The following is a 26,087-nucleotide window of genomic DNA, read 5'->3' on the forward strand; positions in this document are numbered from 1 at the left end:
GCCGTCCCCCCTTTCGTCGCGGCGGCCCCGCGCGGCTTACTGCACCCCGTGCATCCATTTGCGGATCAGCGGCGACAGCGCGAGCAGCAGCAGCCCGATTCCCGCCGAGATCAGCCCGATCGTCCAGAACACGCCGTTATAGGTGTCCAGGCTGACCTTCAGATTGGTCACCTGGCCGCCAACCGTCTCGACCGACGCGACCTGGGCAACGACCCCGGCGACATATTGCGCGACGGAGATCGACAGGAACCACACGCCCATCATCAGGCCGACGACGCGTGCGATCGACAATTTGGTGACCATGCTGAGCCCCACCGGGCTGATGCACAGCTCGGCGAGGCTGTGGATCAGGTACAGGCCGGCGAGCCACCAGATCGCGACCTTGAAATCCGGCCCGGCATATTGCGCGCCAAGGACGAGGAACAGGAAGCCGAGCCCGACGCCGATCAGGGCAATGCCGAACTTGACCGGAATCGACGGTTCGATCCCGCGGGCTGCCAGCCGGGTCCACAGCACCGACAGGATCGGCGCGAACACGACGATGAAGAAGGCGTTGAAGAACTGTGTCTGGCCGGCCGTGATCGAGAACAGCCCGAACACCGACAGGTCGGTGTTGCGGTCGGCGAACAGCGTCAGGCTCGATCCCGCCTGCTCGAACAGGGTCCAGAACACGACGTTGAACACGATCAGCGTCATCGCCGCCAGCATCATCTGAAACTCGCGCCGGTCGCCGACGCTGGCCGACCAGATGAGGATACCGGGCACCGAGACCAGGAAGGTGCCGAACAACAGCTTGCCCATCAGCGGCAACGACAGGATGTAGCCGACAATGCCCGATCCCGGCACCGGCTCGGGCGCGTTCATCAGGTTGACGAATAGCAGGTAGAAGACCGGCACCCCGATCGTCGCCAGCGCAAAGATGCCGATCGCCCGGTTGGCGGGCTGGTCAGCGGGCGGCTCGCCATAGCCGTTGAGCTTGCCGCCGTCGAACTGGATCAGCAGCCATGACAGCATCATGCCGAAGGCAGCGAGACCGAAGCCGGCCCACCAGCCGACCGCCACCGCGAGCCAGGGGCACAGGATCTGCGATCCGAGCGAACCCAGGTTGATGCCCATGTAGAAGATGGTGAAGCCCGCATCGCGGCGGCGATCGCCCTGTTCATACAGCTCGCCGACCATCGTCGAGATGTTGGGCTTGAAGAACCCGTTGCCGACCGAGACCATGCACAGCGCCACCAGCATCAAGGTGACATGAAACGGGCTGCGTTCGCCGTCGGACGAAAAGCCGCCGGCGGCGACCGTGCGGGTGGCGGTGCCGTCGGCGCCGAGCAGGGCGACGGTACCGTCGTCATTGCCCTTGATCGCCAGCTTGTTCGCGCCATCGACGACATAGCGCGTTTCGGCACCCGTCGTCGCGTCGCGCTCGATCGTCACCTCGTAGCGCTGGCCGTCGATGGTGGCGAAGGGCTTGGCGGTCTCGCCGCCGAAACAGAGCGTCAGATAGCCCAGCGCCATCAGCACCGCGCCGAACTTCACCGCGCGTTTAGATCCCAGATACTGGTCGGCCAGATAGCCGCCGACCAGCGGCGTCAGATAGACAAGTGCGGTATAGCCACCGTACAGGCCCGTCGCCTGGCGATCGCCGAACAGGAAATGCTGGGTCAGATAGAGGGTGAGCAGCGCCCGCATGCCGTAATAGCCGAAACGTTCCCACATTTCGGTGGTGAACAGCCGGGCCAGCTGCCGCGGATGGCCGAACCAGGTTTCGCCGGTGGCCGGATTGGTATGGGTAATATCCGGCTCGCGCGGGTTATCCGCGGTCGGTGCGTCGACCATCTATCCTGGGCTCCCTGAACTGTCGCGGCGGCGCGTGCCGCCATTTTGGTTGCGGCGGAACCTAGCGGCAAATGCCCGGGTGTAAATATCTGCCTTCGCGCGATAAGGGGGCGGCATGATCCTCAACGACACCTCCTCGCTGCTGACACATCTGCGCACGCGTCGCTCCGGGCGGCCGCGCGACCTGATCGAACCCGGCCCCGATGCGGCGCAACTGCGCGATATCGTGACCATGGCGGCGCGGGTACCCGATCATGGCAAGCTTGGCCCCTGGCGCTTCGTTGCGGTGCCGACCGGCGCACGCGGTGCCTTTGCCGCGCTGCTGCGCGACGCATATCTGGTCGACAAGCCCGATGCCGGGCGCGTCGAGCTGGAGGCGGTCGACGCCTTTGCCCGCCAGGCGCCGGCACTGGTCGTGGTCCTCTCGCGCCCGCGAGCCGAGAGCCATATTCCCGTGTGGGAGCAGGAGCTGTCGGTGGGCGCTGCGGCGATGAACCTGCTCCACGCCGCCCATGCGCTGGGCTTTGCTGGCGGCTGGGTCACCGGCTGGGCGGCCTATTCCGACCGGGTGCGCGATGCGTTCGGCGGGGCGGGTGAACGCATCGCCGGTTTCGTTTTCATCGGCACGCCGCGCGCCGCGCTCGAGGAGCGGCCGCGCCCCGATATCGACCAGCTGCTCAGCGTTTGGACGGGATGACCACTGGACCCCGGAGCCAAATAGTGTATTAAGGCAGCATGACAGCTTATGAGGACGACGAGAGCCCAGTCTATCTGCGGCTGCGCTCGACCATCGTCGCCGCGATCCTGCGCGGCGAGTTCGGGGCCGGCGACCAGCTCCCGTCGGTGCGCGCGCTGGCGGCCGAGCACGGCGCCAACCCGCTGACCGTGGCGAAGGCCTATCAGCGGTTCCAGGACGAAGGCTATGTCGAGGTGCGGCGGGGAGTCGGCATGTTCGTGCTCGACGGCGCGGTGGAACGCCTGCGTGCGGCCGAGCGCAAATATTTCCTCGAATCGCGGTGGCCGCGAATCCGCGACCAGATCCGCCTGCTCGGGCTCGATGCCGGGCAGCTGGTCGGCAACGCCACCGTCTGATCCGCGTTTTCGCGCCGGCCTGGCGGGCGGCATGTTCGGCGCGCCGACGGAACCATTCGCTCCGTCGCATCGTTGCCGATTGGTCGGATGGAATCCGATCGTAAGGAGTCGCCGTCATGCACGAATTCACGAAGGTCGTGCCCGGCCGCGCCGGGTATCGCGTGGCCTATCATGCCAACGAAGCCAATCATTGCCCGGGCTGCGGGCGGACGCACTGGCTGGTCGGGCGCGTCACCGCCGAATGCGCCTTTTGCGCCACCGCAATCCCGCTGAACGATGGCGGCATGCGGGGGGCGGGGCTGATCCGGATCAACCTGCCGCAGCCTGCACCGCTCGCCGCCTGAACGACACGCGCGTCAGGCTGTCAGCTTGAGCGTCACGATCCCGCCGATGATCAGCGCGATGCCGCCCAGTCGCGGCAGCGACGCGCTTTCCCCCAGCCACACGATTCCCAGGATCGCCGCGCCCACCGCGCCGATCCCGGTCCACACCCCATAGGCCGTGCCGACGGGCAGCGCCCGCATCGCATTGGCAAGCAGGCTGAAACTGGCGATCATCGCCACGATCGTGAACACCGACGGCCACAGCCGGGTGAACCCCGCCGACTGCTTCATCCCGATCGCCCACGCGACTTCCAGCAGCCCCGCGATCACGAGCTGAAACCATGGGTTCGTCATGCGCGCGTCTCCTGTCGGATCCGCCTCAGGCGGCAAACGCCTCCGCCGGCACCGAATAAAGCACCGCCGCGGGCGCCCGCGCGGCGCGGGCGAGGCCAAAGGCTTCGGGCACCACCTGCTCGACATAAAAGCGGCACGCCGCCTGCTTCATCGCCTTGAACTGCGGGTCGCCGCTGAAGCTCTCGACCGCGCGCGCCTGCTTTTCCATCAGCCAGCCGCACACCGCGATCGACGTCATCGTCAGGAACGGATAGCTCGCCGCCAACCGGTCATCGACGTCGGAGGCGAGCAGCGCGCGGCCGGTTTCGCCCGCCAGCTGGATGACGTCGCGCAGCGTCGCGTCCTGGGCCTCGTCGAGCATCTGGCGAATGAGGCGCTCGAACACGCCGCCATTGTCCATGCTCAGCTTGCGCCCGACCAGATCGGCGGCCTGGATGCCGTTGGTGCCTTCATAGATCGGCGTGATGCGCGCATCGCGGAACGGCTGGGCGGCGCCGGTTTCCTCGACATAGCCCATGCCGCCATGCACCTGGATGCCCAGGCTTGCGACCTCGTTGCCGATGTCGGTGCCGTGCGCCTTGGCGAGCGGGGTGAGCAGGTCGAGCATCGCCTGCGCCTCGCGGTCGCCCAGCGTCGCGCGGTCGACCTGGCCGGCCGCCAGATAGACGAGCGCGCGCGCGGCCTGGGTCTGCGCCTTCATCCGCATCAGCATGCGGCGAACGTCTGGATGTTCAATGATCGCGACCGGCTCGCGGCTCGATCCGTTGGCGCGCGCCGACTGGATGCGGTCGCGGGCGTAGTGCACCGCTTTCTGCGTCGCACGCTCGGCGACCTGGACGCCCTGCAAACCCACGTTCAGCCGCGCATTGTTCATCATCGTGAACATCGCGCGCATGCCGCCGCCTTCGGCCCCGATCAGTTCGCCGACGCAATCGCCATTGTCGCCGAACGACAGGACGCAGGTGGGCGAGGCGTGCAGGCCCATCTTGTGCTCGATCGACACGACGCGGACATCGTTGAACGCGCCCGGCGTGCCGTCGGGGTTGAGGCGATATTTGGGAACCAGGAACAGGCTCAGCCCCTTGGTGCCCGGCGGGGCATCGGGGGTGCGCGCGAGCACCAGGTGGACGATGTTGTCGGCGAGGTCATGGTCGCCGAAGCTGATGTAGATCTTCGTGCCCGTGATCCGGAAGGTCCCGTCGTCGCGCGGTTCCGCCTTCGATCGCAGCGCGCCGACGTCGGATCCCGCCTGTGGTTCGGTCAGGTTCATCGTCCCGGTCCATTCGCCGGTCGCGAGCTTCGGCAGATACAGCGCCTGCTGCTCGGGCGAACCGTGATGCGCCAGCGCCTCGATCGCGCCAACGGTCAGCGTCGGGCACAGCGCGAAGCTCATGTTGGCGGTGCCCAGCGTCTCCAGCACCGCGGTGGACAGCGCAAAGGGCAGACCCTGGCCGCCGAACGCCTCGGGCGAGCCGATCGTGCCCCAGCCGCCCTCGACATAGGCCTGGTACGCGGCACGGAAGCCTGCGGGCATGACCACGCCCTGATCGGTCCATTTTGCTCCCACGGTGTCGCCGACCCGGTCGAGCGGTTCCCATTCCCCGGCCGCGAACTGGCCGACCCCTTCGAGCACGGCGTCGACCAGGTCAGGGCTGGCGGCGCCGAAGCGGTCGCTGGCGGCCAATTCGTCGATGCGGACGACGGTATCCAGCACGAAACGTTGTTCGATGGTGGCGGGGGTGAAAGTCATCGGTCCTCTCTTGTCGCGGCTTCGGCGCAGCTATAGGCCGCTCGGGTGAGCGCGCCAAATCCCAGTTTCGCGACCCGCATCTTACCCTACGGCGCGGCGGCGATCGATACCGCCGCGCGGGTGATCGCCGTCGGCGGCTGCGTCGCGGTGCCGACCGAGACTGTCTATGGCCTGGCCGCAGACGCGACCGATTCGCATGCGGTGGCGGGCATCTATGCCGCCAAGGGGCGACCCAGTTTCAATCCGTTGATCGTGCATGTGCTCGACCTTGATCAGGCAAAGGGAATTGCGCGTTTCGATCACGAGGCGCTGGCTCTGGTCGAGCGATACTGGCCGGGCCCACTGACCCTGGTGCTGCCGCTGGCGGCCGACGCGCCGGTCGCCGCGCTGGTGACGGCCGGTCTCGGCACGGTCGCGATCCGCAGCCCGGCGCACCGGGCGATGCGCGCGCTGCTAGCCGCCGCCGGACGTCCGCTGGCGGCGCCGTCGGCCAATGCCAGCGGTACGATCAGCCCGACGCGCGCCGAGCATGTCGCCGCCAGCCTGGGCGGACGCATTCCGCTGATCCTGGACGACGGCGCGACGCCGGGCGGACTTGAATCCACCATCGTCGATCCGGCGCGACGACAGGTGCTGCGGCCGGGCCCGATCCCGGGCGAGGCGCTGGGCTATGCGCGCGCGGCGGGGGATGCCGCGATCAGTGCGCCGGGGCAGCTGGCCAGCCATTACGCTCCGGCCAAGCCGCTGCGCCTGAACGCGACCGCGCCGCACGCGGGCGAGTGGCTGATCGGCTTTGGCGAGGTTGCCGGCGACGATAGCCTGTCGGCGTCGGGCGATCTGATCGAGGCGGCGGCGAGGCTGTTCGACGCCCTGCACCGCGCGGATGCGAGCGACGCCCGCGCGATTGCGGTCGCGCCGGTGCCGGCGCACGGGATCGGCGAGGCGATCAACGACCGGCTCGCGCGCGCCGCAGCGCGCTGAGCCGGCCATTTCAGCTTTTACATGGCGTTGCCGCTGACCATTGCGTTCTGCTGATCGCTGGTCATCTCGTCGACATCCGGGTCGGCATCATCGATCGCGTCGGCGCGTGCTTCGCCCGCGTCTTCGATCCGGTCGGTCACCGTTTCGTTGGCACCGGCGGCTTCCATCGCTTCGGCATTGGCCTCCGCCGCTTCCTCGGCGCGCTCGGCCAGCGCATCGTCGCCATCGCCGCCACAGGCAGCCAGCGGCAGGATCAGGGTCGCGGCGATGACGGCCGCCAGTTGCTTGCGCATCTTGTTTCTCCATCGGCCGCCCACGCGAGGATGCGTGGCGGACGACGGTGAACCCTTTACCCGGCCGCGCGGTTCCGCTCAGATGGTCGCGGAAGCCTTCACCCGGTCGGCGAAGCTCTTGCGCAACTTCTTGAGCTTGGGGGGAATTACCGCCAGGCAGTAGGGATTCCGCTGGCCTTCGCCCTGCCAATATTCCTGGTGATAATCCTCCGCCGGATACCATTCGCCCAGCGGTTCGATCGTGGTGACGATCGGCGCCGGCCATTCGGACGCGTTGCGCACGATCGCTTCGCGCGCCGCATCGGCCTGCTCGGTCGAATGCGGAAAGATCGCCGAACGATATTGCGTGCCGACGTCGTTGCCCTGACGGTTCAGCTGGGTCGGGTCGTGCGTTGCGAAGAACATGTCGAGCAGGTCGGCGTAGCTGACCTGTTCCGGATCGAAGCCGACGCGGATCGCTTCGGCATGGCCGGTATCGCCGCCGCACACCTGGCGATAGGTCGGGTTGGCGACATGGCCGCCGATATAGCCGCTTTCCACCGACGTTACGCCGATCACGTCCTTGAACACCGCCTCGGTGCACCAGAAACAGCCGCCGGCCAAAGTGGCATATTCAGTCGCCATGTCGAAATCTCCTTCGCTTCGGCCTCTCAGATAGGAACGGGCGGGGGCACCGAAAAGCGGGATCGTCCGGGCATCGAATCCATACGCGGGGCGCGCGGGCAGGAAACTGGTTCATGCGGGGGCCGGAAAATGCTCCCGCAAAACCCCAAAGTCCCCGCGATCCGCTTCAATCCGGCGGCGTTCCGCTCTAGGGCCGGATCATCGGACTGGGCTGGATTCGGAAATGAAGGAGCGATGATGCGCGACGGGGCGGTGCTGGTGACGGGCGGCGCGGGCTATATCGGCAGCCACGCGGTGCTGGCGCTTTGCGATGCGGGCTGGCGGGTGGTGGTGATCGACAATCTCGTCACGGGCTTTGCCTGGGCGGTCGATCCACGCGCGACGCTGGTGCAGGGCGCGATCGAGGACGAGGCGCTGGTGCGCGCGACGCTTCGGGAACATGCGATCACCGCGATCATGCACTTCGCCGGATCGGTCGTCGTGCCCGAATCGGTCAGCGATCCGCTCAAATACTACCGCAACAACACCGCCGCGAGCCGTTCGCTGATCGAAAGTGCGGTCGCGTGCGGGGTGCGCCACTTCATCTTCTCGTCGACCGCGGCGACCTATGGCATTCCAGAGGTCGTGCCGGTGCGCGAGGAAGCGCCCAAGGCGCCGATCAATCCCTATGGCATGTCGAAGCTGATGACGGAAATCATGCTGAACGACGTCGCGGCGGCGCATCCGATCAACTATTGCGCGCTGCGCTATTTCAACGTGGCGGGTGCCGACCCCCAGGGGCGATCGGGCCAGTCGACCGCGGGGGCCACCCACCTCATCAAGGTCGCGGTCGAGGCCGCGACGGGCAAGCGCAACCATGTCGGGGTGTTCGGCACCGATTTCGAAACGCCCGACGGCACCGGGGTGCGCGACTATATCCATGTCAGCGACCTGGCGGCGGCGCATGTCGACGCGCTCGACCTGCTGATCGGCGATCCTGCGGCCAGCCACACGCTCAATTGCGGGTATGGGCGCGGCTATTCGGTGCTCGAGGTGCTGGACGCGGTCGACCGCGTCACCAATGTGAAGATCGAGCGGCGGCTGGAGGGGCGGCGTGCGGGCGACCCGCCGTCGCTGGTCGCCGACAACCGGGCGATCCTGGCGGCGTTGCCGTGGCGGCCGCGCCATGACGATCTCGACCGGATCGTGCGCGATGCGCTGGCATGGGAGCGGGTGCTGGCCGAGCGCGCGACGGCATGACGTCGGGCGGATCGATCCCCCCTGTTCAGCCGCCCGCGCTTCTGGCTATGACCGGTGCCATGATGATTTCGATCCCCGCCCGTGCCGCGTTGCTCCTGCTCGCCATCGGCGTCGCCCCGCCGGCGGCTGCCCAGTCCGGTCTCGAACCCCGGGTCGACCGGCTGGAGCGCGAGATGCGCGCAGTCCAGCGCAAGGTATTCCCCAATGGTGTCGCGCCGACCGTCGAGCCGCAGATCACCGCGCCACAGACCACGACCGCACCGCCGGGCGCGCCGATCGCCAGCCCGATCGCCAATCTCGAGGCGCGTGTCGATGCGCTGGAGGGTCAGTTCACCACGCTGACCGGCCAGATCGAACAAACCCAGTTCCGGCTGCGCCAGATCGAGGAGCAGTTCAACGCCTATAAGAAGGCGACGGACGCGCGCCTGACCGCGCTCGAACGCGCCGCCGTCCCGGTGGACGCGCCCGCGATCGTGCCGACGGTGGGCGCGGCCGCGCCCGCCGCCGCAACCGGCACGGCGGCGGCCTCCGCAGTCGAGAAGCCCGACACCGGCGACGCGGGCGAGGACGACTATATCTACGGCTATCGCCTGTGGGCGGCGAAACAGTATCCGGCCGCCCAGACGCAGCTGAAAAAGGCCGTCGCGGCCCATCCCGACCATCGCCGTGCCAGCTATGCCCGCAACCTGCTCGGCCGCGCCTATCTCGACGGCGGCAAGCCGCAGGATGCCGCCAAGGCGTTCTACGACAATTACGTCAAGCTGCCGACCGGCGACCGCGCGGCCGACAGCCTGTTCTACCTCAGCAAGGCGCTGCAATCGCTGAAGGCTGCACCTGCGGAGATCTGCAAGGTCTATACCGCGCTCGAGAGCGAATATCCGGGCAAGATCAGCCTGGAGCAGCAGGCCGAGGTCGATCGCGGCAAGGCGGCCGCCAAGTGCAAGTGAGCGCGTGACCGCGGCGCTCGATCCGCAGGCGGTCGAGCAGTTCCGGGGCGACGTGACCGCGCTGTTTGGCCGCGACTTCATGGCCGGCGACCGGATCGGGCTGGCGGTGTCGGGCGGCGCGGACAGCATGGCGATGCTGGCGCTGGCAGTCGCGGCGTGGCCGGGGCAGGTCCGTGCCGCCACCGTCGACCACCGGCTGCGCGCCGCCGCCGCAGACGAAGCGCGGATGGTCGCCGACTGGTGCGCCGCGCATGACGTGTCCCACGCGATTCTCGCGCCGCGGGACGCGCCCGACGCCGGCAGCGCGCAGGCGGCGGCGCGCGCGCTGCGCTATCGACTGCTCGGCGATTGGGCGCAGGCGGAGAGTGTCATTGTCTTGCTGACCGCGCATCACGCCGACGACCAGGCCGAAACGCTGCTGATGCGGCTGGCGCGCGGTACCGGCCTGCCGGGGCTGCGCGGCATTCCGGCGGCACGCCATGTGCCGGGCGAGGTCGCGGTCCTCCGTCCGCTGCTGGGCTGGCGGCGACAGGCGCTGCGCGCGCTGGTCGAGGCCGCCGCCATTCCCTTTGTCGACGACCCCAGCAACGCCGATCAACGGTTCGAGCGGGCGCGGGTGCGCGCGCTGCTGGTCCGCGAGGCGTGGCTCGACCCCGACCGCCTGGCGCGCAGCGCGCGGGCACTGGCCGAGGTCGATGACGAACTGGCCGCGATCACCGACTGGCTGTGGGCCGACCGGCAGCGTGCGGGGGGCGACGCAGCCGACTGTGCGCTCGACCTGACGGGCCTGCCGCGCGAACTGCGCCGCCGCCTCGTCCGGCGTGCGATTTTGGCGGTGCGCGAACGTGCGGGCGTGGAAGGCCCGGAATTCGACACCGCGACTCGCATCGAATCGCTGCTCGACATGGTCGAGTCGGGCGCGCCGGCCAATCAGGGCGGGGTTCTGGTGACGCCGCGCGGCGCGATCTGGCAATTTCGGACAGAACCGTCGCGTCGATCAGGCTGATCGGCTTTGTTCCATTGCCATTAACCCGCGCGCGCTTATCTTGGGGGACTGAAAGGTATCGCGCCCCATGAATGACAACGACAAGCAGCCCGACAACGGCACCAATCCCTGGATGAAGAGCCTGCTGATCTGGGTCGGCGTTCTGCTCGCGCTCGCGCTGTTCGTGTCGCTGCTCGACACGCGCAGCTCGCAGGGTTCGGGCGAATCGATCCCCTATTCGACCTTCCTCGACCGGATCGAGGAAGGACAGGTCAAGTCGGTCAACGTGTCGCCTGACGTGATCACCGGCAGCTTCTCGAACGACCAGCGGTTCCGCACCGTCGCAATCCAGGACCCGCAGCTGACAAACCGGCTGCGCGAGGCCGGGGTCGTGATCAACGGTCAGCCCCGGGAGAGCACGTCGATCTGGATGGTGCTGCTGTATAACTCGCTGCCGTTCCTGCTGCTGCTCGGCATCGCCTTCTTCGTGATCCGCCAGATGCAGAAGAATTCGGGCTCGGGCGCGATGGGCTTCGGCAAGTCGCGCGCGCGGCTGCTGACGCAAAAAGAAGGCAAGGTCACCTTTGACGACGTGGCCGGTATCGACGAAGCGCGCGAGGAGCTGCAGGAAATCGTCGAGTTCCTGAAGGATCCGACCAAGTTCGCCCGGCTGGGCGGCAAGATCCCCAAGGGTGCGCTGCTGGTCGGTTCGCCCGGCACCGGCAAGACGCTGCTCGCCCGCGCAATCGCGGGCGAGGCGGGCGTGCCGTTCTTCACGATTTCGGGCTCCGACTTTGTCGAAATGTTCGTCGGCGTCGGTGCGTCTCGCGTCCGCGACATGTTCGAGCAGGCCAAGAAGTCCGCGCCGTGCATCGTCTTCATCGACGAAATCGACGCGGTCGGCCGCCATCGCGGCGCGGGCCTGGGCAACGGCAATGACGAGCGCGAACAGACGCTCAACCAGCTGCTCGTCGAAATGGACGGGTTCGAGGCGAACGAAGGCATCATCATCATCGCCGCGACCAATCGCCCCGACGTGCTCGATCCTGCGCTGCTGCGTCCGGGCCGTTTCGATCGGCAGGTCGTCGTGCCGCGTCCCGACATCGACGGACGCGTGAAGATCCTGCAGGTTCACATGAAGAAGGTGCCGCTGGCCCCCGATGTCGAGGCGCGCACCATCGCGCGCGGCACGCCGGGCTTTTCGGGTGCCGATCTTGCGAACCTCGTCAACGAGGCCGCGCTGATGGCCGCCCGCAAGGGCAAGCGCCTGGTCGCGATGCAGGAATTTGAGGAAGCCAAGGACAAGGTCATGATGGGCGCGGAACGCCGCTCAATGGTGATGACCGAGGACGAGAAGCGCATGACCGCCTATCACGAAGCGGGTCACGCCATCGTCGCGCTGCACGAGCCGGCTTCCGACCCGATCCACAAGGCGACGATCATCCCGCGCGGCCGTGCGCTGGGCATGGTGATGCGCCTGCCGGAGCGGGACAGCTACAGCTATCACCGCGACAAGATGTACGCCAATCTGGCGGTGTCGATGGGCGGCCGCGTCGCCGAAGAGATCATCTTCGGCTATGACAAGGTCTCGTCGGGCGCGTCGGGCGACATCCAGTACGCGACCAAGCTGGCGCGCGACATGGTCACCCGCTGGGGCATGTCGGACAAGCTCGGCCCGCTGATGTATTCGGAGGGCGAGGAGGAAGTGTTCCTCGGCTATTCGCGCAACCAGAATTCGTCGATGTCGAACGAAACCGCGCTCGCCATCGATGCAGAGATCAAGCGTATCGTCGAGCAGGGCTATGACAAGGCCAAGCAGCTGCTGACCGATCATGTCGATCAGCTCCACACGCTGGCCGGCGCGCTGCTCGAATATGAAACGCTGTCGGGCGACGAGATCAAGCGGCTGGTCGCCGGCGACGATATCGGTCGTCCGGATACCGGCGCGGTGGCAACGCCGACGGGCGTAGCCGGCACGTCGATCCCCAAGACGCGGCGTCCCAAGGGGCCGTTCGGCAATCCGGCCCCGCAGGGCGCGTGACCCCGCCGGTGGCGGCCGTGACCGACAATCGCCCTCCCGCGGTACTCGCCGTGGGAGGGCTTTTTCTTGCCCTGCTGGCATCGCCGGTGCCCGTCCTGGCCCAGTCGCTGACGCTCGACGGCCTGCTGCCGGTGCTCAAACGCGTCGAAGCGCCGGGTACGCCCGACCCGGCCGATGTCGACCTGCTCAACCGCGAGCTGGGGGCGGCAGGTGCGGCCTATCGCGCGATGATCGACGCCGGGCCGGCCCCGGGCCAGCCGCGCCACAGCTGCCCGCCGCCCAAGGGCCAGGTGACGCTGACGTCGCGCGAGCTGATCCCGCTGATCGAGACGCTGCCCGAGGAGGCGCGGCGGATTCCGGTCCAGGACGGCCTGTTCCGCCTGATGGCGATCCGCTACCCCTGCTGATCTCGCAACCACCTCCGCGATCCCGGCTTGCGCCGGGCTTTGCGAAACGGAGCTTCATCATGGGCAAATTGCGTTTGCGCCGGTCCCTCGCGATCCTGATCTGCGGATCGTTGTCGATGCCGGTTGCGGCCCAGGCGATGACGGTCGAGCAGTTTCTGACAAAGTCGCGGGCGTTGCGCGCCAAGGGCCTGCTGGCGATGGGGTCGCCCGACATCAAGCTGCTGAGGGACGAGGTTGTGGCAGCGGGTGCCGACTATCGTGCCGACCTGGCGCGCGACAAGGCGGCGGGCCGTCCGGCGCATAGTTGTCCGCCCCCGGCGGGCAAGGCCAATGTCAACGCGCGCGACCTGATCGCCGAGTTCGAGGCGATCCCCGCCGCGACCGCACGCACCACCAGCGTCAAGGCCGCGTTCTATGCGATGATGAAAAAGCGCTTCCCCTGCCCGGCCAAGTAGCTCCGGCCAAGTGACGCGCCGGACCCGTCGCGCTCAGCCGAGCAACCCCAGCCCCAGCAGCGCCACGAGGAATAGCGGGAAGATGAAGGAAACGATCATCAGGCTGAGGAACAGGGTCCGCACGATCGTCCGGAACCGCGTCGAGGGATAGGCGCCGCGAAGCTGGCGATACATGTGGAGGATCGGCACGAAGGTCGCGATCGCGAAGATCCACCCCTCGCCCAGCCCGATCGTCGCGGCGACCGACAGGATCGTGAACAGGATCGACATCGCCGCGATCGAATAAGTGACGAACACGGCATGGTCATAGCCATGATATTGCCGCCGCCATGCAAACATGATCCAGACGAACGGCAGCGACAGCGGGATCAGCAACCACGAAAACTTGTAGCCGTTCGACTGCAGCTTGTAGAGCGCGAGGCCCGGGTTCTTGTTCGCTTTCTCGATCCCCTTGTCGAGCCGCTTCCAGCCGGTCTCGATCCCGCCGATGATCCGGTTGCCGCTGCCGCGTGCGTCGATGACCGGCAGCATCCGGCCAAGCTCGCGATAGTCGCGCTCATAGTCCGCGATCTGTTTGGTGAGTTCGGCGCGCTTCGGGTCGGCCGCGCCCAGCTTGTCGCGATCCTCGATCGCCTCGCGGCGATTGTCAGCGATCCGCTTGCGCGTTTCCTCGATACCCGCGCGGATGGCGGTGTCGGACGAAATGTCGGTCGGAGGCGACAGGCCGACGATCGAGAACACCGCGAACATCGTGAATACCGAGAACAGGAAGAGTGCCATCGGCGACACGAAGCGCGCGCGCTCGCCCGCGATGTAACGCCGCGTAAGCTCGCCCGGTCGCCAGGCCAGCATCGGCAGCGTGCGCCATAATTTGCCGTCGAAATGCAGCACACCATGCAGGATGTCATGCCAGATCGCACCCAGCGTGCGGTGGACGTGCGCCTGCTGTCCACAGGCGTGACAGAAGGCGCCGGTCAGCGCGGTGCCGCAATTGAGGCAGGCCCCGTGCGCGCCCGCATGCGCACTTGTGGCGTCGCCCGCGCGCGGCTCGATCGTATGGCCGATCAGGCCGCCGGTGGCGATGTCGGCCGCTGCTTCCAAATCCCCCATGACGCTGGACTATCATCGCCATCCGCGCGATGCGAGTGTCGAATGGAACAGGATTGCGCCCAATGGATGTGGATGCACTGATCAACGACATGGCGGCACGGGCACGCGCCGCGTCGCTCGCGCTTGCGGGCATGGCGACCGACGCCAAGGCCGCCGGGCTGCGCGCGGGTGCTGACGCGATCCGCGCGGCGTCGGATGCGATCGTCGCCGCGAACAGTGAGGACATGGCGCGGGGTGCCGCGGCGGGATTGTCGGGTGCGATGCTCGACCGGTTGCGGCTCGATTCCGCGCGGGTTGCCGCGATGGCGGATGCGGTCGCAGCGGTCGCCGGCCTCGCCGATCCCGTGGGCGAGACGATCGATTCGCGCACCGCGCCCACCGGCCTGCAGCTTCGGCGCGTGCGCGTGCCGATCGGCGTCATCGGCATCGTCTTCGAAAGCCGGCCCAACGTGACCGCGGATGCGGGCGCGCTGTGCGTCATGTCGGGCAACGCCGCGATATTGCGCGGCGGATCGGAGGCGCGCGACAGCAACCGTGCCATCCACGCCGCGCTGGTGGAGGGACTGGCCAGCGCGGGGCTGCCCGTCGACGCGGTCCAGCTCGTGCCGACCACCGATCGCGCCGCGGTGGGCGCGATGCTGCGCGCGGCCGGGCGGATCGACATGATCGTCCCGCGCGGCGGCAAGTCGCTGGTCGCGCGCGTCCAGGCGGAGGCGCGCGTGCCGGTGCTCGCGCACCTGGACGGCATCAACCACAGCTATGTCGACGCCGCCGCCGATCCGGCGATGGCCGAGCGGATCGTCGTCAACGCCAAGATGCGCCGCACCGGCATTTGCGGCGCGACCGAGACGCTGCTGATCGACCGCGCCTATCCGGCACCTGCGCCGCTGCTTGCCGCCATCGTCGCCAGCGGCTGCGAGCTGCGCGGCGACAGTGCGGTCTGCGCGCTCGAGCCGCGTGCGCGGCCTGCCGGGGATGCGGATTGGGACACCGAATATCTCGACGCGATCCTGTCGGCACGCTTCGTCGATGGCGTCGACGGCGCGATGGCGCATATCGCCCGGCACGGGTCGCACCACACCGACGCGATCATCACCGCCGATGAAGCCACCGCCCGCCGCTTCCTGGCCGGGGTCGATTCGGCGATCGTGATGTGGAACGCCTCCACCCAGTTTGCCGATGGCGGCGAGTTCGGGCTCGGCGCGGAAATCGGCATTTCAACCGGGCGGCTGCACGCGCGCGGACCCGTCGCGCTCGAGGGGCTGACGACTTACAAGTGGCTGGTGATCGGCAGCGGCCAAGCGCGCGCCTGATCAGGTACGCCGCCTTGCGAGCGGCCGCCGCGATCCCCATCTTTTGGCCGGGCCGCCCGGCCCGTTCCTCCAGCTCGAATCTTGATTCCTGGACCTCTTTTCGCGGGAGCATCACCCATGCGCTACAATCGTCTCGGCAATACCGGCCTGTTCGTTTCCGAACTCTGCCTTGGCACCATGACCTTTGGCGGGGGCGGTTTCTGGGAGCCGATCGGCAATCTCCAGCAGGATGACGCCGACGCGCTGGTGCGACGGGCGGTCGATGCGGGTGTCAATTTCATCGACACCGCCAATGTCTATTCGGCGGGTGTGTCGGAAGAGATCACCGGCCGCGCAATCCGCAACCTTGGCCTGAAGCGCGACGAGGTCGTCTTGGCGACCAAGGTGTTCGGCCAGATGGGCGATGGCCCCAACGGCCGCGGCGCATCGCGCGCCCACATCATGGAACAGGTCAAGCAAAGCCTGAAGCGGCTCGATACCGACTATATCGACCTGTACCAGATTCACGGCTGGGACCCGGTGACGCCGATCGAGGAGCAGCTGCGCGCGCTCGACACGCTCGTCCAGCACGGGCATGTCCGCTATATCGGCGTCTCCAACTGGGCGGCGTGGCAGGTGATGAAGGCGCTCGGCATTTCCGAGCGGCAGGGCCTTGCCCGCTTCGAGACGCTCCAGGCCTATTACACCATCGGCGGCCGCGACCTGGAGCGCGAGATCGTGCCGATGCTGCGTTCGGAACAGGTCGGGCTGATGGTGTGGAGCCCGTTGTCGGGCGGCTATCTGTCCGGCAAATATCGCGGGGCCGAAGCCGAGGGCCGGCGGGTCAATTTCGATTTTCCTCCGCTCGACAAGACCCGTGCCGACCGCGTCGTCGAGGCGATGGCGCCGATTGCCGACGCGCATGGACGCTCGATCGCGCAGGTCGCGCTCGCCTGGCTGCTCCATCAGCCGGTCGTGACCAGCGTCATCATGGGGGCGAAGCGCGTCGACCAGCTCGACGATAATCTGGCCGCCGCGACGCTGGAGCTGACGCGCGACGAACTGGCGGCGCTCGACGCGGTGAGCGCGCTGCCGCCCGAATATCCCGGCTGGATGTTCACCATGCAGGGTCGCTACCGCGCCGAAATGCTCGCCCAGACCCCGCATGGGGCGTGAGGCGGGCGTTGCCGACAATTCGGTCGTCACCCCGGGGTTGACCCGGGGTCCCGCTTTTCCGTGCTTGCAGAAGAGGAGCGTGACCCCGGCGCAAGGCCGGGGTGACGGTTCACCTTTCCTTGGTAATGCACCTCTTCTTGCGCGCGCGCACGCGCACTGGCATCCCGGCGGGCGATGAAGCGCATCGGATTGCTGGGCGGGTCGTTCAATCCCGCGCATCGCGGCCACCGCAACCTGTCGCTCCACGCGCTGCGGGCGCTGGGTCTGGACGAGGTGTGGTGGCTGGTTTCGCCCGGCAATCCGTTGAAATCGGGGGTCAGCGACATGGCGCCGTTCGAGGCGCGGCTGGCGTCGGCGCGGCGGATGGCGCGCCACGCGCCGATCCGGGTCAGTGCGATCGAGCGGCGGCTGAAAACCCGCTATACCGTCGACACGCTCGACAAGCTGCCGGGACTTTACCCGCGCCATCGTTTCATCTGGCTGATGGGCGCGGACAATCTGGTCCATTTCCACGAATGGCGGGGCTGGCGCGATATCGCGCGACAGGTTCCGATTGCGGTAATCGCGCGGCCAGGCTATGATGCGGATGCCCATGCAGGTGTTGCGATGGGTTGGCTGCGGCGCTCCGTGCGGCCCGCAGGCCAGGCAAAGCATTGGACGCGTTGGAGATTGCCGGCACTCGTGCTGTTGCGCTTCCGCCCTGATCCGACTTCCGCGACCCGGCTTCGTGCCGCGGATCCCGCCTGGCACCGGCAATTTTTGCCGTCCCCAACATCCGGCACGCGATCATCCCAACCCTAGGAGCTCCCTTGGCTATACCCGTTCAGGCGTCCCCCTCGTCCGACCCCGACCCGGTCGCGGCGCTGCATCAACTCGTGATGTCGTCGCTCGACGATGACCAGGCGGTCGAAACCGTGTCGATCCCGCTCGCGGGCAAATCGAGCATCGCCGATTACATGGTGATCGCGTCGGGCAAGTCGACGCGCCAGGTCGCGTCGATGGCGACCAAGCTCGCCGAGAAGATCAAGGCGCAGTTCGGCCGGTCGGCCCGCGTCGAAGGGCTGCCGACCGCCGATTGGGTGCTGATCGATGCGGGCGACGTCATCGTCCATCTGTTCCGCCCGGAAGTGCGCAGCTTCTATAATCTCGAGCGGATGTGGGCGTTTGGGGACACGACGCCGGTCGCCGGCACCGCCTGACCCGCGCCCGGCACTGCCCGCCGTGCTGCTGCACATCGTCGCGCGCGGGCGCATCGGGCGCGGGCCGGAGGCCGAGCTGGTCGACCGCTATCTGAAGCGCGTCACCTGGCCCGTGCGGGTCACCGAATTGCCCGACACCGGGGGGCGACCGCCGCCGCGCGAGGCGAACAGCCGCCTCGTCCTGCTCGATGAAAAGGGCGTGAACCTGCCCTCGCGCGACCTGGCGCAGCGATTGGGCGACTGGCGCGACGCGGGTGTGCGCGAAACGCGGTTCATGCTCGGCGCGGCCGACGGTTTCGACGATGCCGCGCGGGCCGAGGCAGATCTGCTCCTCTCCTTCGGCCGCCTGACCTGGCCGCATTTGATGGCGCGCGCGATGCTGGCCGAACAACTGTGGCGCGCGGTCAGCATCCTTGCCAACCACCCTTATCATCGCGAAGGCTGACGCGTGATGCGCCGCCTCGTCGCCCTGTCCTGTCTTGCCATCGCCGCCACCGCGACCGGCGCGGCGGGTCTCGCGCTCGCGACCCAGCCGCCGGTGGCGGGGCCGTCGCTCGATGCCCAGCGCGACCGGCTGCGCACCGCCAAGGCGCAAGCCGCCGCCGCCGATGCACGCGCACGCGAGCTCGACCGGCTGGCCGCCGCAGCCCGCGACGGGGCCCGCGCCGCCGCCGCGCGCCAGGCCGCGACCGAGGCGCGGATCCGTGCCGCACAGGCCGACATCGCCGCCGGGCGCGCGCGGATCGTGCTGGTCGAACGCGCTTTGGCGGATGCGCGCGACCGGCTGGCGGATCGGCAGGGCGTGATCGTGCGGCTGGTCGCCGCGCTGCAATCGCTCGCCAGCCGCCCCAGCGTGCTCAGCATCGCGCAGCCGGGGTCGACCAGCGACATCGTCCATGTCCGCGCGGTGCTGGGCACGGTGACCCCGGTCATCGCCGCGCGCAGCGCCGATGTCCGTCGCGAGGTCGAACAGGTGCGCCGGCTGCGCGGCGATGCCGGGCGCGCCGTCGCGGCGCTGACCGCGAGCCGCGACCGGCTCGACGCGCGGCGGCTGGAACTGGTCGCGCTGGAGGCCGAGCAGCGGCTGCGATCGCGCCGCCTGGCGCAAAGCGCGCTGCGCGAATCGGATCGCGCGCTGGCGCTGGCCGAGGAAGCACGCGAGCTGGTCGAAACGATCGACGAAACCCGGTCCGCGGGCGAGATCGCGGCCGACCTGAGCGCGCTCGCGGGCCCGCTGCCCCGGCCGCGGCAGGCAGGGGAGGGCGATCCGGGCGCCGTCGAACGCGGCGTCTATCGCCTGCCCGTTGTCGGCCGCGTCGTCGGCGGGCTGGGTGCGGCCTCCGATGCCGGGGTGCGCGCGCGCGGTTTGACGCTGGCGGTTGCGCCGGGTGCGGGCGTCGTCGCGCCCGCCGCCGGCCAGGTGATCTTCGCAGGCCCGTTCCGGAGCTATGGCCGCATCGTCATCCTCGATCACGGATCGGGCTGGACAACGCTGATCGCTGGAATGGACGCGATCGACGTCGCGCGCGGCGATCATGTCGGGGCGGGGGCGGCGGTCGGCCGGGTGGGCGCGCGCGACGACGGCCGGATCATGCTGGAGCTGCGCCGCAACGGCGTGCCGGTCGATGTCGCGGCACTGGTCGGTTGAGGCGCGGTTTTCAGCCTGTGTTCAGCATGACGCGCCTTTGCTAGGCGGGATGAATGGCGCTATCGTGCGCCGTCACGCCAACAGGTTGAAAGTCATCGCCATGTTCCGCCCGCTTCTTCAGGCAACCGCGATCGTCGGCGCGCTCGCGCTGGTTCCGGTGGCGACCAGCGCGATGGCGCAGGTCGATACCGACAGTTTCCGCGAGCTCGACGCGTTCATGGACGTCTATAGCCGCGTCAAGTCGAGCTATGTCGACAAGGTCGACGACAAGACGCTGATGAAGGGCGCGATCCAGGGGATGCTGGCTGCGCTGGATCCGCACAGCTCCTATGTCGATGCGCTCGATTTCGAGAATCTCCGCATCCAGACCGAGGGCAATTATGGCGGGCTGGGGCTGACGGTCACGCAGGAGGACGGCGCGGTAAAGGTCATCTCGCCGACCGAGGACACGCCGGCGTTCCGCGCGGGCGTGAAGGCGGGCGATTACATCACCCACATCAACGGCAAGCTGATCTTCGGCGAAACGCTGGACGCGGCGATCGGCGAGATGCGCGGCCCGCCCGGGACGAAGGTGTCGCTGACGCTGGTCCGCGCCGGACAGGACAAGCCGATCGAAGTCTCGATGGTGCGCGAGATCATCGTCCAGAAGCCCGTGAAGTGGGAAGTGAAGGACAATGTCGGCGTCATCAACATCAACACTTTCTCCGCGTCCACGGGCGCCGATACGCGCGCCGCGATCCTGGCGATCGAGAAGTCGCTGGGCCGGAAGCCGCTCGGCTATGTCATCGACCTGCGCGACAATGGCGGCGGGCTGCTGAGCCAGGCGATCGAGGTTTCCGACGCGTTCCTGGATCATGGCGAGATCGTGTCGCAGCGCGGACGCGAGAAGAACGACATCGAACGTTTCTATGCCGAGCCCGGCGACCTGACCGGCGGGTTGCCGGTGGTCGTGCTGGTCGATGCGGGCACCGCTTCGGCGTCCGAAATCGTCGCGGGTGCGATCCAGGATCATCACCGCGGCGTCGTGATGGGCGAGCGCACCTTCGGCAAGGGGTCGGTCCAGACGCTGCAGCAGCTGGGCCCGCAAACCGCGCTGCGGCTCACCACCGCGCGCTACTACACCCCGTCGGGGCGGTCGGTGCAGGAGGGCGGAATCGAGCCCGATCTGGTCGTGCCGCAGCTGTCCGATCCGGATTATAAGTCGCGCCCGGTGTTCCGCGAGGCGGACCTGCGCCGTCACCTGATCAACGAGGCCAAGGTCGACAACAAGGTGCTGGAGGAAGACGCCAAGGACGATCCGCGGTTCAGCGCGACGCCCGATCAACTCGAAAAGCAGGGCATCAAGGATTTCCAGCTGCACTATGCGCTTCAGTCGGTGAGCCGGCTCGGGCCGAAGACCGCGCTTGCCGCGGCGCCGGCCAAGGCCCCGGTAAAGCCGGCGGTCAAGCCCGCGGCCAAGGCAAAGGCGGGGACGCGCTGATCCCCGCGCGATCAACGCAATGACGGACGGTCTGGCCCCCGCGCGCACGCTCGCGCTCCTATTGCCGCTTGCCCTGATGGCGGGCGCGCTCGGCTCGCAATATCTGGGTGGCCTGTATCCGTGCGAGATGTGCCATTGGCAACGCTGGCCGCATTATGCCGCCATCGTGCTCGCCGCGATGGCCTATGCCGTTCCCGGCCGGGTCAACAGGCGGGCGTTGGTCGCGCTGGCGGCGGTCGCGATCGCGATCAGCGGTGCGATCGGCATTTTCCACGCGGGGGTCGAATATCACTGGTGGGAAGGGATCACCGCCTGCACGGCCAGCTTCACGCCGGGTCAGGACACGCTGACCGCGATCCTCAACGCGCCGCTGGTGCGTTGCGACGCGCCGCAATGGACGCTTTTCGGAATCTCGCTGGCGGGATTCAATGCCCTCTTTTCGCTGGGCGGCGCGATCGCCATATGGATGTTGTTGCGACAAAGGAGACGGGGATGAACGCCGCAAAGCCGGGCGACCGCGGTATCGATGTCGCCGCGATGATCCGCGTCAACCAGGCGGGGGAATATGGCGCGACCCGCATCTATGCCGGGCAGCTGGCGGTGATGGGCGAACGCCACCCCGCCGCGCGCGAGATCGCCGGCATGGCAAGCCAGGAAGAGCGTCACCGCGCCTTTTTCGACCGGCTGATCGCCGAGCGCGGCGTGCGGCCGACGCTGTTGCAGCCGGTGTGGGACGTGGCGGGATATGCGCTGGGCGTGGTGACCGCCGCGATCGGGCCGGAGGCCGCGATGGCCTGCACGGTCGCGGTCGAGACCGAGATCGACGCGCATTACCGCGAACAGCTCGACCAGATCGGCGATACCGATCCCGAGCTCGCCGCCGCAGTTGCGGCGTTCCGCGACGAGGAGCTGGAGCACAAGGAGGCCGCGCTTCAGGCGGGTGCCGAACGCACCCCCGGCTATCCGGTGCTGTCCGCCGTAATCCGAGCGGGATGTCGTGCCGCGATTGCGGTATCCAAACGTATCTGACATCGTCGGACACTGGCCGGCGCGTTCGAGGAGTAGACCATGAAGCTGATCGTCAATTCGCTGCTCCTCGCCGGCATGATGGCGGTGCCACCGCTGGCCGCGCCGGCCCATGCGCAGGTGCGCGGCGGCACGCTGGTGATCTATGGCGATGACAAGTGCCCGACGAACGATGCGGGCCAGGAAATCTATGTCTGCGTCCGCCGCGACGAGGCCGAGCGTTTCCGCATCCCCAAGGAGTTGCGCGAGTTCGAGGTGACGCCGGAGAACGAAAGCTGGGCGCAGCAGCAGGAAACTGGCGTCGAGGCGACCGAGGCCGGCATCGGCAGCTGCTCGGCGGTCGGGCTGGGCGGGGCGACGGGATGCTATGGCGAGCGCGCCGATGCCTATCGCGCCGAGCGCCGCGCGCGCAAGAAGGCGGAATCGAACATCCCGCTGCCGTGATTGCGCTTCGCCTGCACCCGGCATAGGCTTCGCCACGGGGCAACATCGTCGGGGGACGATCATGGCGACACAGGCGAATGCACAGCCGTTCGGGGCGAACCGCGCCCGGCCGCTGGCGGCAGACGGTTACGAAAAATTTCTGGCGATCGCGGCGCTGGCGCTGCTGGCGGCGGTGCTGGTCGCGCTTGCTCGCGGTGCCACCCAGTGGGGCCGGGTGCCCCCGTTCGTGTGGCTGCATCTGGGGACGATCCTGGTCGCCCTGGGGCTGACCCCGCTGATGCTGCTCGGCCGGCGCGGGGACCAGCGGCATCGCTGGCTCGGGCGGATATGGGTCGTCGCGCTGACCGCGACCGCGCTGATCAGCTTCGGGATTCGCGACGCCAATGACGGGCGGTTCAGCTTCATCCACGCGCTGTCGGCCTGGACGTTGATCCAGGCACCGCTGATCTGGTGGACGGCGCGTACCCACCGCGTCGCGCGCCACCGCCGCGCGGTCCGTTCGATGGTAACCGGTGCACTCTTGATCGCCGGTTTTTTCACCTTTCCGTTCAACCGTTTGCTCGGTCAGTGGTTGTTCGGTTGATCGCTTCGTGCTCGACAGGCGCGCGATGCGAACATAAAAGGAACGCATGGCGCAACTCGACATCCGGCAGAAGCTCGAAATCCTGGCCGACGCGGCCAAATATGATGCGTCCTGCGCATCCTCCGGCACGGCCAAGCGCAATTCGCGCGGGGGCAGGGGGCTGGGCTCGACCGAAGGCATGGGCATCTGCCACGCTTATGCGCCGGACGGCCGCTGCATCAGCCTGCTCAAGATCCTGCTGACCAACAGCTGCATCTTCGACTGTCATTATTGCATCAATCGCAAAAGCTCGAACGTGCGGCGCGCCCGCTTCACCGCGCGCGAGGTCGTCGACCTGACCCTCGATTTCTACAAGCGCAATTATATCGAGGGGCTGTTCCTGTCCTCGGGCATCATCCGCACCTCCGATTACACGATGGAGCAGCTGGTAGAGGTCGCGCGGTCGCTGCGCGAGGACCATGATTTCCGCGGCTATATCCACTTGAAAACGATCCCGGACGCCGATCCCGAATTGGTCGCGGCGGCGGGGCGGCATGCCGACCGGGTGTCGATCAACGTCGAGCTGCCGACGGCAGGCGGGCTCGCCCGGCTGGCGCCCGAAAAATCCGTCACGCGGATCGAGGGCGCGATGCACGACATGCGCGACGCGATCGTCGACCATCGCGACGCGCGCAAGCGCTACCGGCATGCGCCCCGCTTCGCGCCGGGTGGCCAGTCGACCCAGATGATCGTCGGGGCGGATGCGGCGACCGATCGCGACATCGTCGGCAAGGCCGCATCGCTGTACGACCGCTTTGCGTTGCGTCGCGTCTATTATTCGGCATTCAGCCCGATCCCGGATGCAAGCGCCGTGCTGCCGCTCCAGCGTCCGCCGCTGATGCGCGAGCACCGGCTGTATCAGTCCGACTGGCTGATGCGCTTCTATGGATTTCAGCCGCGCGAAGTGGCCGATGCGGCGGACGGGGCGACCGGAATGCTGCCGCTCGATATCGATCCCAAGCTCGCCTGGGCGCTCAAGTTTCGCGACTGGTTTCCGGTCGATGTCAACCGCGCCCCGCGCGAGGCGCTGCTGCGCGTGCCGGGGCTGGGGGTGAAGGCGGTGAACGCGATCGTGACCGCGCGGCGCTGGCGGCGGCTGCGGCTGGACGATGTCGCGCGCCTGACCGTGTCGGTCGCACGCGTCCGCCCGTTTCTGATCGCGGAGGATTGGCGGCCGGTCGCGCTGGCCGATCGCGCGTTGCAGCCGCGAACGCCGCCGGCGGCGACGCGTCAGCTCGAGCTGTTCGCCGCCTGAAGACGCGCGCCGTGCATCAAATCACCCTTGACGCACCCGATGATTTCGACGGCTGGCGCCATGCCGCGCGCACGCTCGCCTTGGCCGGCGTTGCGCCGGGCGAGGTGGCATGGCGCGTGGGTGACGCGGCGGGCGACCTGTTTGCCGCCGATGCCGCGCTGCCCGCGGCGCGCATCGCGCCGGATGCGTTGCGCGTGTCGCGCCGCTTCCTTGATCTCGCGCGCTCGGTCGTCATGCACGCCGCGCCCGAACGCTTCGCGCTGCTCTATGCGATGCTGATCCGCCTGTCCGAACGGCCCGGCCTGATCGAGGACCGGGCCGACCCGGCGCTGCGCGCGCTGGAGCGCATGGCGCAGGGCGTGAGGCGCGACATCCACAAGATGCGGGCCTTTGTCCGCTTTCGCCAGCTCGTCGACGATCAGGGCGAACGCTATGTTGCTTGGTTCGAGCCCGAACATCACATCGTCCGTCACAATGCGCGCTTCTTCGTCGATCGGTTCAACACGATGCGATGGACGATCCTGACGCCGGAAATCACGATCGACTGGGACACGCGCGCGCTGCGCGAAGGGCCGGGCGCGACGCGCGGCGATGCACCCGACGACGATCCGGTCGAGGCGGCGTGGAAGACCTATTATGCCGCGACGTTCAACCCCGCGCGCGTCAAGATCGGCGCAATGATGAAGGAGATGCCTCGCAAATACTGGCACAATATGCCGGAAACCGCGTTGGTGAAGGGGCTGATCGCCGAGGCCCGCCAGCGTGAGCATGCGATGATCGAAGCTTCCCCAGACGCGACGACCGCCCGCCCCGCCGACGCGCCCCACAATGGCGATCCGTGGTCGCTGCTGCGTGCCGAGGCCGACGCGTGCCGCCGCTGTCCGCTGTGGCAGCCGGCGACCCAGATGGTGTTCGGCGAAGGGCCGCGCGATGCCCGCCTGATGCTGGTCGGTGAACAGCCCGGCGATCAGGAGGACCTGGCCGGTCGGCCGTTCGTGGGTCCGGCGGGCCAGATGCTCGACCGCGCGCTGGCAGAGGCCGGGATCGAGCGGGCGGAGACCTATGTCACCAACGCGGTCAAGCACTTCAAGTTCGAGCCGCGCGGCAAGCGGCGCATCCATGCCAAGCCCGATGCGGGCGAGATCGAGGCGTGCCGCTGGTGGATCGACCAGGAAATCGCGCTGGTCCAGCCCCGCCTGATCGTTGCACTGGGCGCGAGCGCCGCGCGATCGCTGACCGGCAGGGCGGTGACGATCGGACGCGAGCGCGGACGCGAGATTGCGTTGGCCAGCGGCATGGCGGGATTCATCACGATCCACCCGAGCTTCCTGCTGCGCATCGACGATCGCGCGCGTGCGGACGCGGAATATGCCGCGTTCGTGCGCGATCTGGCCGCGGCACGGGCGATTGCGGCGGGGTAAGGGGGACGATCGAGATTCACCGACGCCGCCGTCGAAATCATTGTCACCCCGGCCTTGTGCCGGGGTCCACCGGGACGCTCAGTCCTG

General features: G+C 68.0%; 29 protein-coding genes. 23 read left to right on the plus strand and 6 right to left on the minus strand.

The window, feature by feature from the left end:
- Positions 1 to 36 precede the first annotated feature (36 nt).
- On the minus strand, positions 37 to 1,836 hold the full coding sequence (locus tag GO308_RS16460) for a peptide MFS transporter (protein ID WP_066481429.1): 1,800 nt from the start codon (positions 1,834 to 1,836) through the stop codon (positions 37 to 39).
- Positions 1,837 to 1,951: 115 nt separating this feature from the next.
- Here GO308_RS16460 and GO308_RS16465 point away from each other — a divergent pair, with 115 nt between their 5' ends.
- The 3 genes from GO308_RS16465 (at position 1,952) to GO308_RS16475 (ending at position 3,272) form a co-directional block, all read left to right on the plus strand.
- Positions 1,952 to 2,533 carry a nitroreductase gene (locus GO308_RS16465; protein ID WP_240886219.1) on the plus strand — a complete coding sequence of 194 codons (582 nt, stop codon included), beginning with the start codon at positions 1,952 to 1,954 and terminating at the stop codon, positions 2,531 to 2,533.
- Positions 2,534 to 2,571: 38 nt separating this feature from the next.
- Positions 2,572 to 2,928, plus strand: a complete 357-nt coding sequence (locus tag GO308_RS16470) for a GntR family transcriptional regulator (RefSeq protein ID WP_066481431.1) — start codon at positions 2,572 to 2,574, stop codon at positions 2,926 to 2,928.
- Between the two features lie 116 nt (positions 2,929 to 3,044).
- Positions 3,045 to 3,272, plus strand: a complete 228-nt coding sequence (locus GO308_RS16475) for a hypothetical protein (RefSeq protein ID WP_066481434.1) — start codon at positions 3,045 to 3,047, stop codon at positions 3,270 to 3,272.
- Between the two features lie 12 nt (positions 3,273 to 3,284).
- On the opposite strand, the gene sugE is transcribed toward GO308_RS16475, so the two are convergent.
- Together sugE and GO308_RS16485 are read right to left on the minus strand one after the other, a co-directional pair.
- Positions 3,285 to 3,605: a quaternary ammonium compound efflux SMR transporter SugE gene (gene sugE, locus GO308_RS16480; protein ID WP_066545794.1), complete on the minus strand. Its 321-nt coding sequence runs from the start codon at positions 3,603 to 3,605 to the stop codon at positions 3,285 to 3,287.
- 25 nt (positions 3,606 to 3,630) lie between these two features.
- Complete coding sequence (locus tag GO308_RS16485) at positions 3,631 to 5,355, minus strand: acyl-CoA dehydrogenase (RefSeq protein WP_066671333.1); 1,725 nt, start codon at positions 5,353 to 5,355, stop codon at positions 3,631 to 3,633.
- Between the two features lie 45 nt (positions 5,356 to 5,400).
- Between GO308_RS16485 and GO308_RS16490 the strand changes: the two genes are divergently transcribed.
- The gene (locus GO308_RS16490; protein WP_240886220.1) at positions 5,401 to 6,336 is read left to right on the plus strand and encodes an L-threonylcarbamoyladenylate synthase; all 936 of its coding nucleotides are present in this window, start codon (positions 5,401 to 5,403) and stop codon (positions 6,334 to 6,336) included.
- Positions 6,337 to 6,353: 17 nt separating this feature from the next.
- On the opposite strand, the gene GO308_RS16495 is transcribed toward GO308_RS16490, so the two are convergent.
- Both GO308_RS16495 and msrA read right to left on the minus strand, forming a co-directional pair.
- Entirely contained in the window at positions 6,354 to 6,629 is a 276-nt protein-coding gene (locus GO308_RS16495) for a hypothetical protein (RefSeq protein ID WP_066481452.1), read from the minus strand.
- 78 nt (positions 6,630 to 6,707) lie between these two features.
- Positions 6,708 to 7,253: a peptide-methionine (S)-S-oxide reductase MsrA gene (gene msrA / locus GO308_RS16500; protein WP_066481463.1), complete on the minus strand. Its 546-nt coding sequence runs from the start codon at positions 7,251 to 7,253 to the stop codon at positions 6,708 to 6,710.
- Between the two features lie 237 nt (positions 7,254 to 7,490).
- Here msrA and galE point away from each other — a divergent pair, with 237 nt between their 5' ends.
- From galE to GO308_RS16530, 6 genes are all read left to right on the plus strand, one after another.
- On the plus strand, positions 7,491 to 8,492 hold the full coding sequence (gene galE, locus GO308_RS16505) for a UDP-glucose 4-epimerase GalE (RefSeq protein ID WP_240886221.1): 1,002 nt from the start codon (positions 7,491 to 7,493) through the stop codon (positions 8,490 to 8,492).
- A 47-nt stretch (positions 8,493 to 8,539) separates the two neighbouring features.
- Positions 8,540 to 9,439: a tetratricopeptide repeat protein gene (locus tag GO308_RS16510; protein ID WP_240886222.1), complete on the plus strand. Its 900-nt coding sequence runs from the start codon at positions 8,540 to 8,542 to the stop codon at positions 9,437 to 9,439.
- 4 nt (positions 9,440 to 9,443) lie between these two features.
- The gene (gene tilS / locus GO308_RS16515) at positions 9,444 to 10,445 is read left to right on the plus strand and encodes a tRNA lysidine(34) synthetase TilS (protein ID WP_240886223.1); all 1,002 of its coding nucleotides are present in this window, start codon (positions 9,444 to 9,446) and stop codon (positions 10,443 to 10,445) included.
- A 67-nt stretch (positions 10,446 to 10,512) separates the two neighbouring features.
- A complete protein-coding gene (gene ftsH, locus GO308_RS16520; protein WP_066481472.1) occupies positions 10,513 to 12,465 on the plus strand; it encodes an ATP-dependent zinc metalloprotease FtsH in 1,953 nt (650 codons plus the stop codon).
- 86 nt (positions 12,466 to 12,551) lie between these two features.
- Positions 12,552 to 12,872 carry a hypothetical protein gene (locus tag GO308_RS16525; protein ID WP_156454088.1) on the plus strand — a complete coding sequence of 107 codons (321 nt, stop codon included), beginning with the start codon at positions 12,552 to 12,554 and terminating at the stop codon, positions 12,870 to 12,872.
- A 59-nt stretch (positions 12,873 to 12,931) separates the two neighbouring features.
- Entirely contained in the window at positions 12,932 to 13,327 is a 396-nt protein-coding gene (locus tag GO308_RS16530; RefSeq protein ID WP_240886224.1) for a hypothetical protein, read from the plus strand.
- Between the two features lie 33 nt (positions 13,328 to 13,360).
- On the opposite strand, the gene GO308_RS16535 is transcribed toward GO308_RS16530, so the two are convergent.
- Entirely contained in the window at positions 13,361 to 14,437 is a 1,077-nt protein-coding gene (locus GO308_RS16535) for a DUF3667 domain-containing protein (protein WP_240886225.1), read from the minus strand.
- Between the two features lie 62 nt (positions 14,438 to 14,499).
- Between GO308_RS16535 and GO308_RS16540 the strand changes: the two genes are divergently transcribed.
- The 13 genes from GO308_RS16540 to GO308_RS16600 all read left to right on the plus strand — a co-directional run bounded on the left by GO308_RS16540 (position 14,500) and on the right by GO308_RS16600 (position 26,000).
- The gene (locus tag GO308_RS16540) at positions 14,500 to 15,750 is read left to right on the plus strand and encodes a glutamate-5-semialdehyde dehydrogenase (protein WP_240886226.1); all 1,251 of its coding nucleotides are present in this window, start codon (positions 14,500 to 14,502) and stop codon (positions 15,748 to 15,750) included.
- Between the two features lie 117 nt (positions 15,751 to 15,867).
- Positions 15,868 to 16,905 (plus strand): aldo/keto reductase, encoded by a 1,038-nt coding sequence (locus GO308_RS16545; protein ID WP_066481481.1) that lies wholly within the window; start codon positions 15,868 to 15,870, stop codon positions 16,903 to 16,905.
- 156 nt (positions 16,906 to 17,061) lie between these two features.
- The gene (locus GO308_RS16550; RefSeq protein WP_269450290.1) at positions 17,062 to 17,706 is read left to right on the plus strand and encodes a nicotinate-nucleotide adenylyltransferase; all 645 of its coding nucleotides are present in this window, start codon (positions 17,062 to 17,064) and stop codon (positions 17,704 to 17,706) included.
- Between the two features lie 77 nt (positions 17,707 to 17,783).
- Complete coding sequence (gene rsfS, locus GO308_RS16555) at positions 17,784 to 18,104, plus strand: ribosome silencing factor (protein ID WP_066481486.1); 321 nt, start codon at positions 17,784 to 17,786, stop codon at positions 18,102 to 18,104.
- A gap of 22 nt (positions 18,105 to 18,126) precedes the next feature.
- Entirely contained in the window at positions 18,127 to 18,549 is a 423-nt protein-coding gene (locus tag GO308_RS16560) for a 23S rRNA (pseudouridine(1915)-N(3))-methyltransferase RlmH (protein ID WP_240886227.1), read from the plus strand.
- A 6-nt stretch (positions 18,550 to 18,555) separates the two neighbouring features.
- A complete protein-coding gene (locus GO308_RS16565) occupies positions 18,556 to 19,752 on the plus strand; it encodes a peptidoglycan DD-metalloendopeptidase family protein (protein WP_240886228.1) in 1,197 nt (398 codons plus the stop codon).
- Positions 19,753 to 19,852: 100 nt separating this feature from the next.
- Positions 19,853 to 21,232, plus strand: coding sequence for a S41 family peptidase (locus tag GO308_RS16570; RefSeq protein WP_240886229.1), 1,380 nt, complete (start codon positions 19,853 to 19,855; stop codon positions 21,230 to 21,232).
- Positions 21,233 to 21,251: 19 nt separating this feature from the next.
- A complete protein-coding gene (locus GO308_RS16575; RefSeq protein WP_066481494.1) occupies positions 21,252 to 21,728 on the plus strand; it encodes a disulfide bond formation protein B in 477 nt (158 codons plus the stop codon).
- On the plus strand, positions 21,725 to 22,261 hold the full coding sequence (locus tag GO308_RS16580; RefSeq protein ID WP_066545758.1) for a demethoxyubiquinone hydroxylase family protein: 537 nt from the start codon (positions 21,725 to 21,727) through the stop codon (positions 22,259 to 22,261). The genes GO308_RS16575 and GO308_RS16580 overlap by 4 nt, the downstream gene beginning before the upstream one ends.
- Before the next feature lie 39 nt (positions 22,262 to 22,300).
- A complete protein-coding gene (locus tag GO308_RS16585) occupies positions 22,301 to 22,702 on the plus strand; it encodes a hypothetical protein (protein WP_066481498.1) in 402 nt (133 codons plus the stop codon).
- Positions 22,703 to 22,763: 61 nt separating this feature from the next.
- The gene (locus GO308_RS16590; RefSeq protein ID WP_240886230.1) at positions 22,764 to 23,285 is read left to right on the plus strand and encodes a hypothetical protein; all 522 of its coding nucleotides are present in this window, start codon (positions 22,764 to 22,766) and stop codon (positions 23,283 to 23,285) included.
- 46 nt (positions 23,286 to 23,331) lie between these two features.
- Positions 23,332 to 24,579, plus strand: a complete 1,248-nt coding sequence (locus GO308_RS16595; RefSeq protein WP_066671351.1) for a putative DNA modification/repair radical SAM protein — start codon at positions 23,332 to 23,334, stop codon at positions 24,577 to 24,579.
- Positions 24,580 to 24,590: 11 nt separating this feature from the next.
- Positions 24,591 to 26,000, plus strand: a complete 1,410-nt coding sequence (locus tag GO308_RS16600; RefSeq protein WP_240886231.1) for a UdgX family uracil-DNA binding protein — start codon at positions 24,591 to 24,593, stop codon at positions 25,998 to 26,000.
- Positions 26,001 to 26,087: the final 87 nt, after the last annotated feature.

This window comes from Sphingomonas sp. SFZ2018-12 (assembly GCF_022496715.1).
GTDB lineage: Bacteria > Pseudomonadota > Alphaproteobacteria > Sphingomonadales > Sphingomonadaceae > Sphingomonas.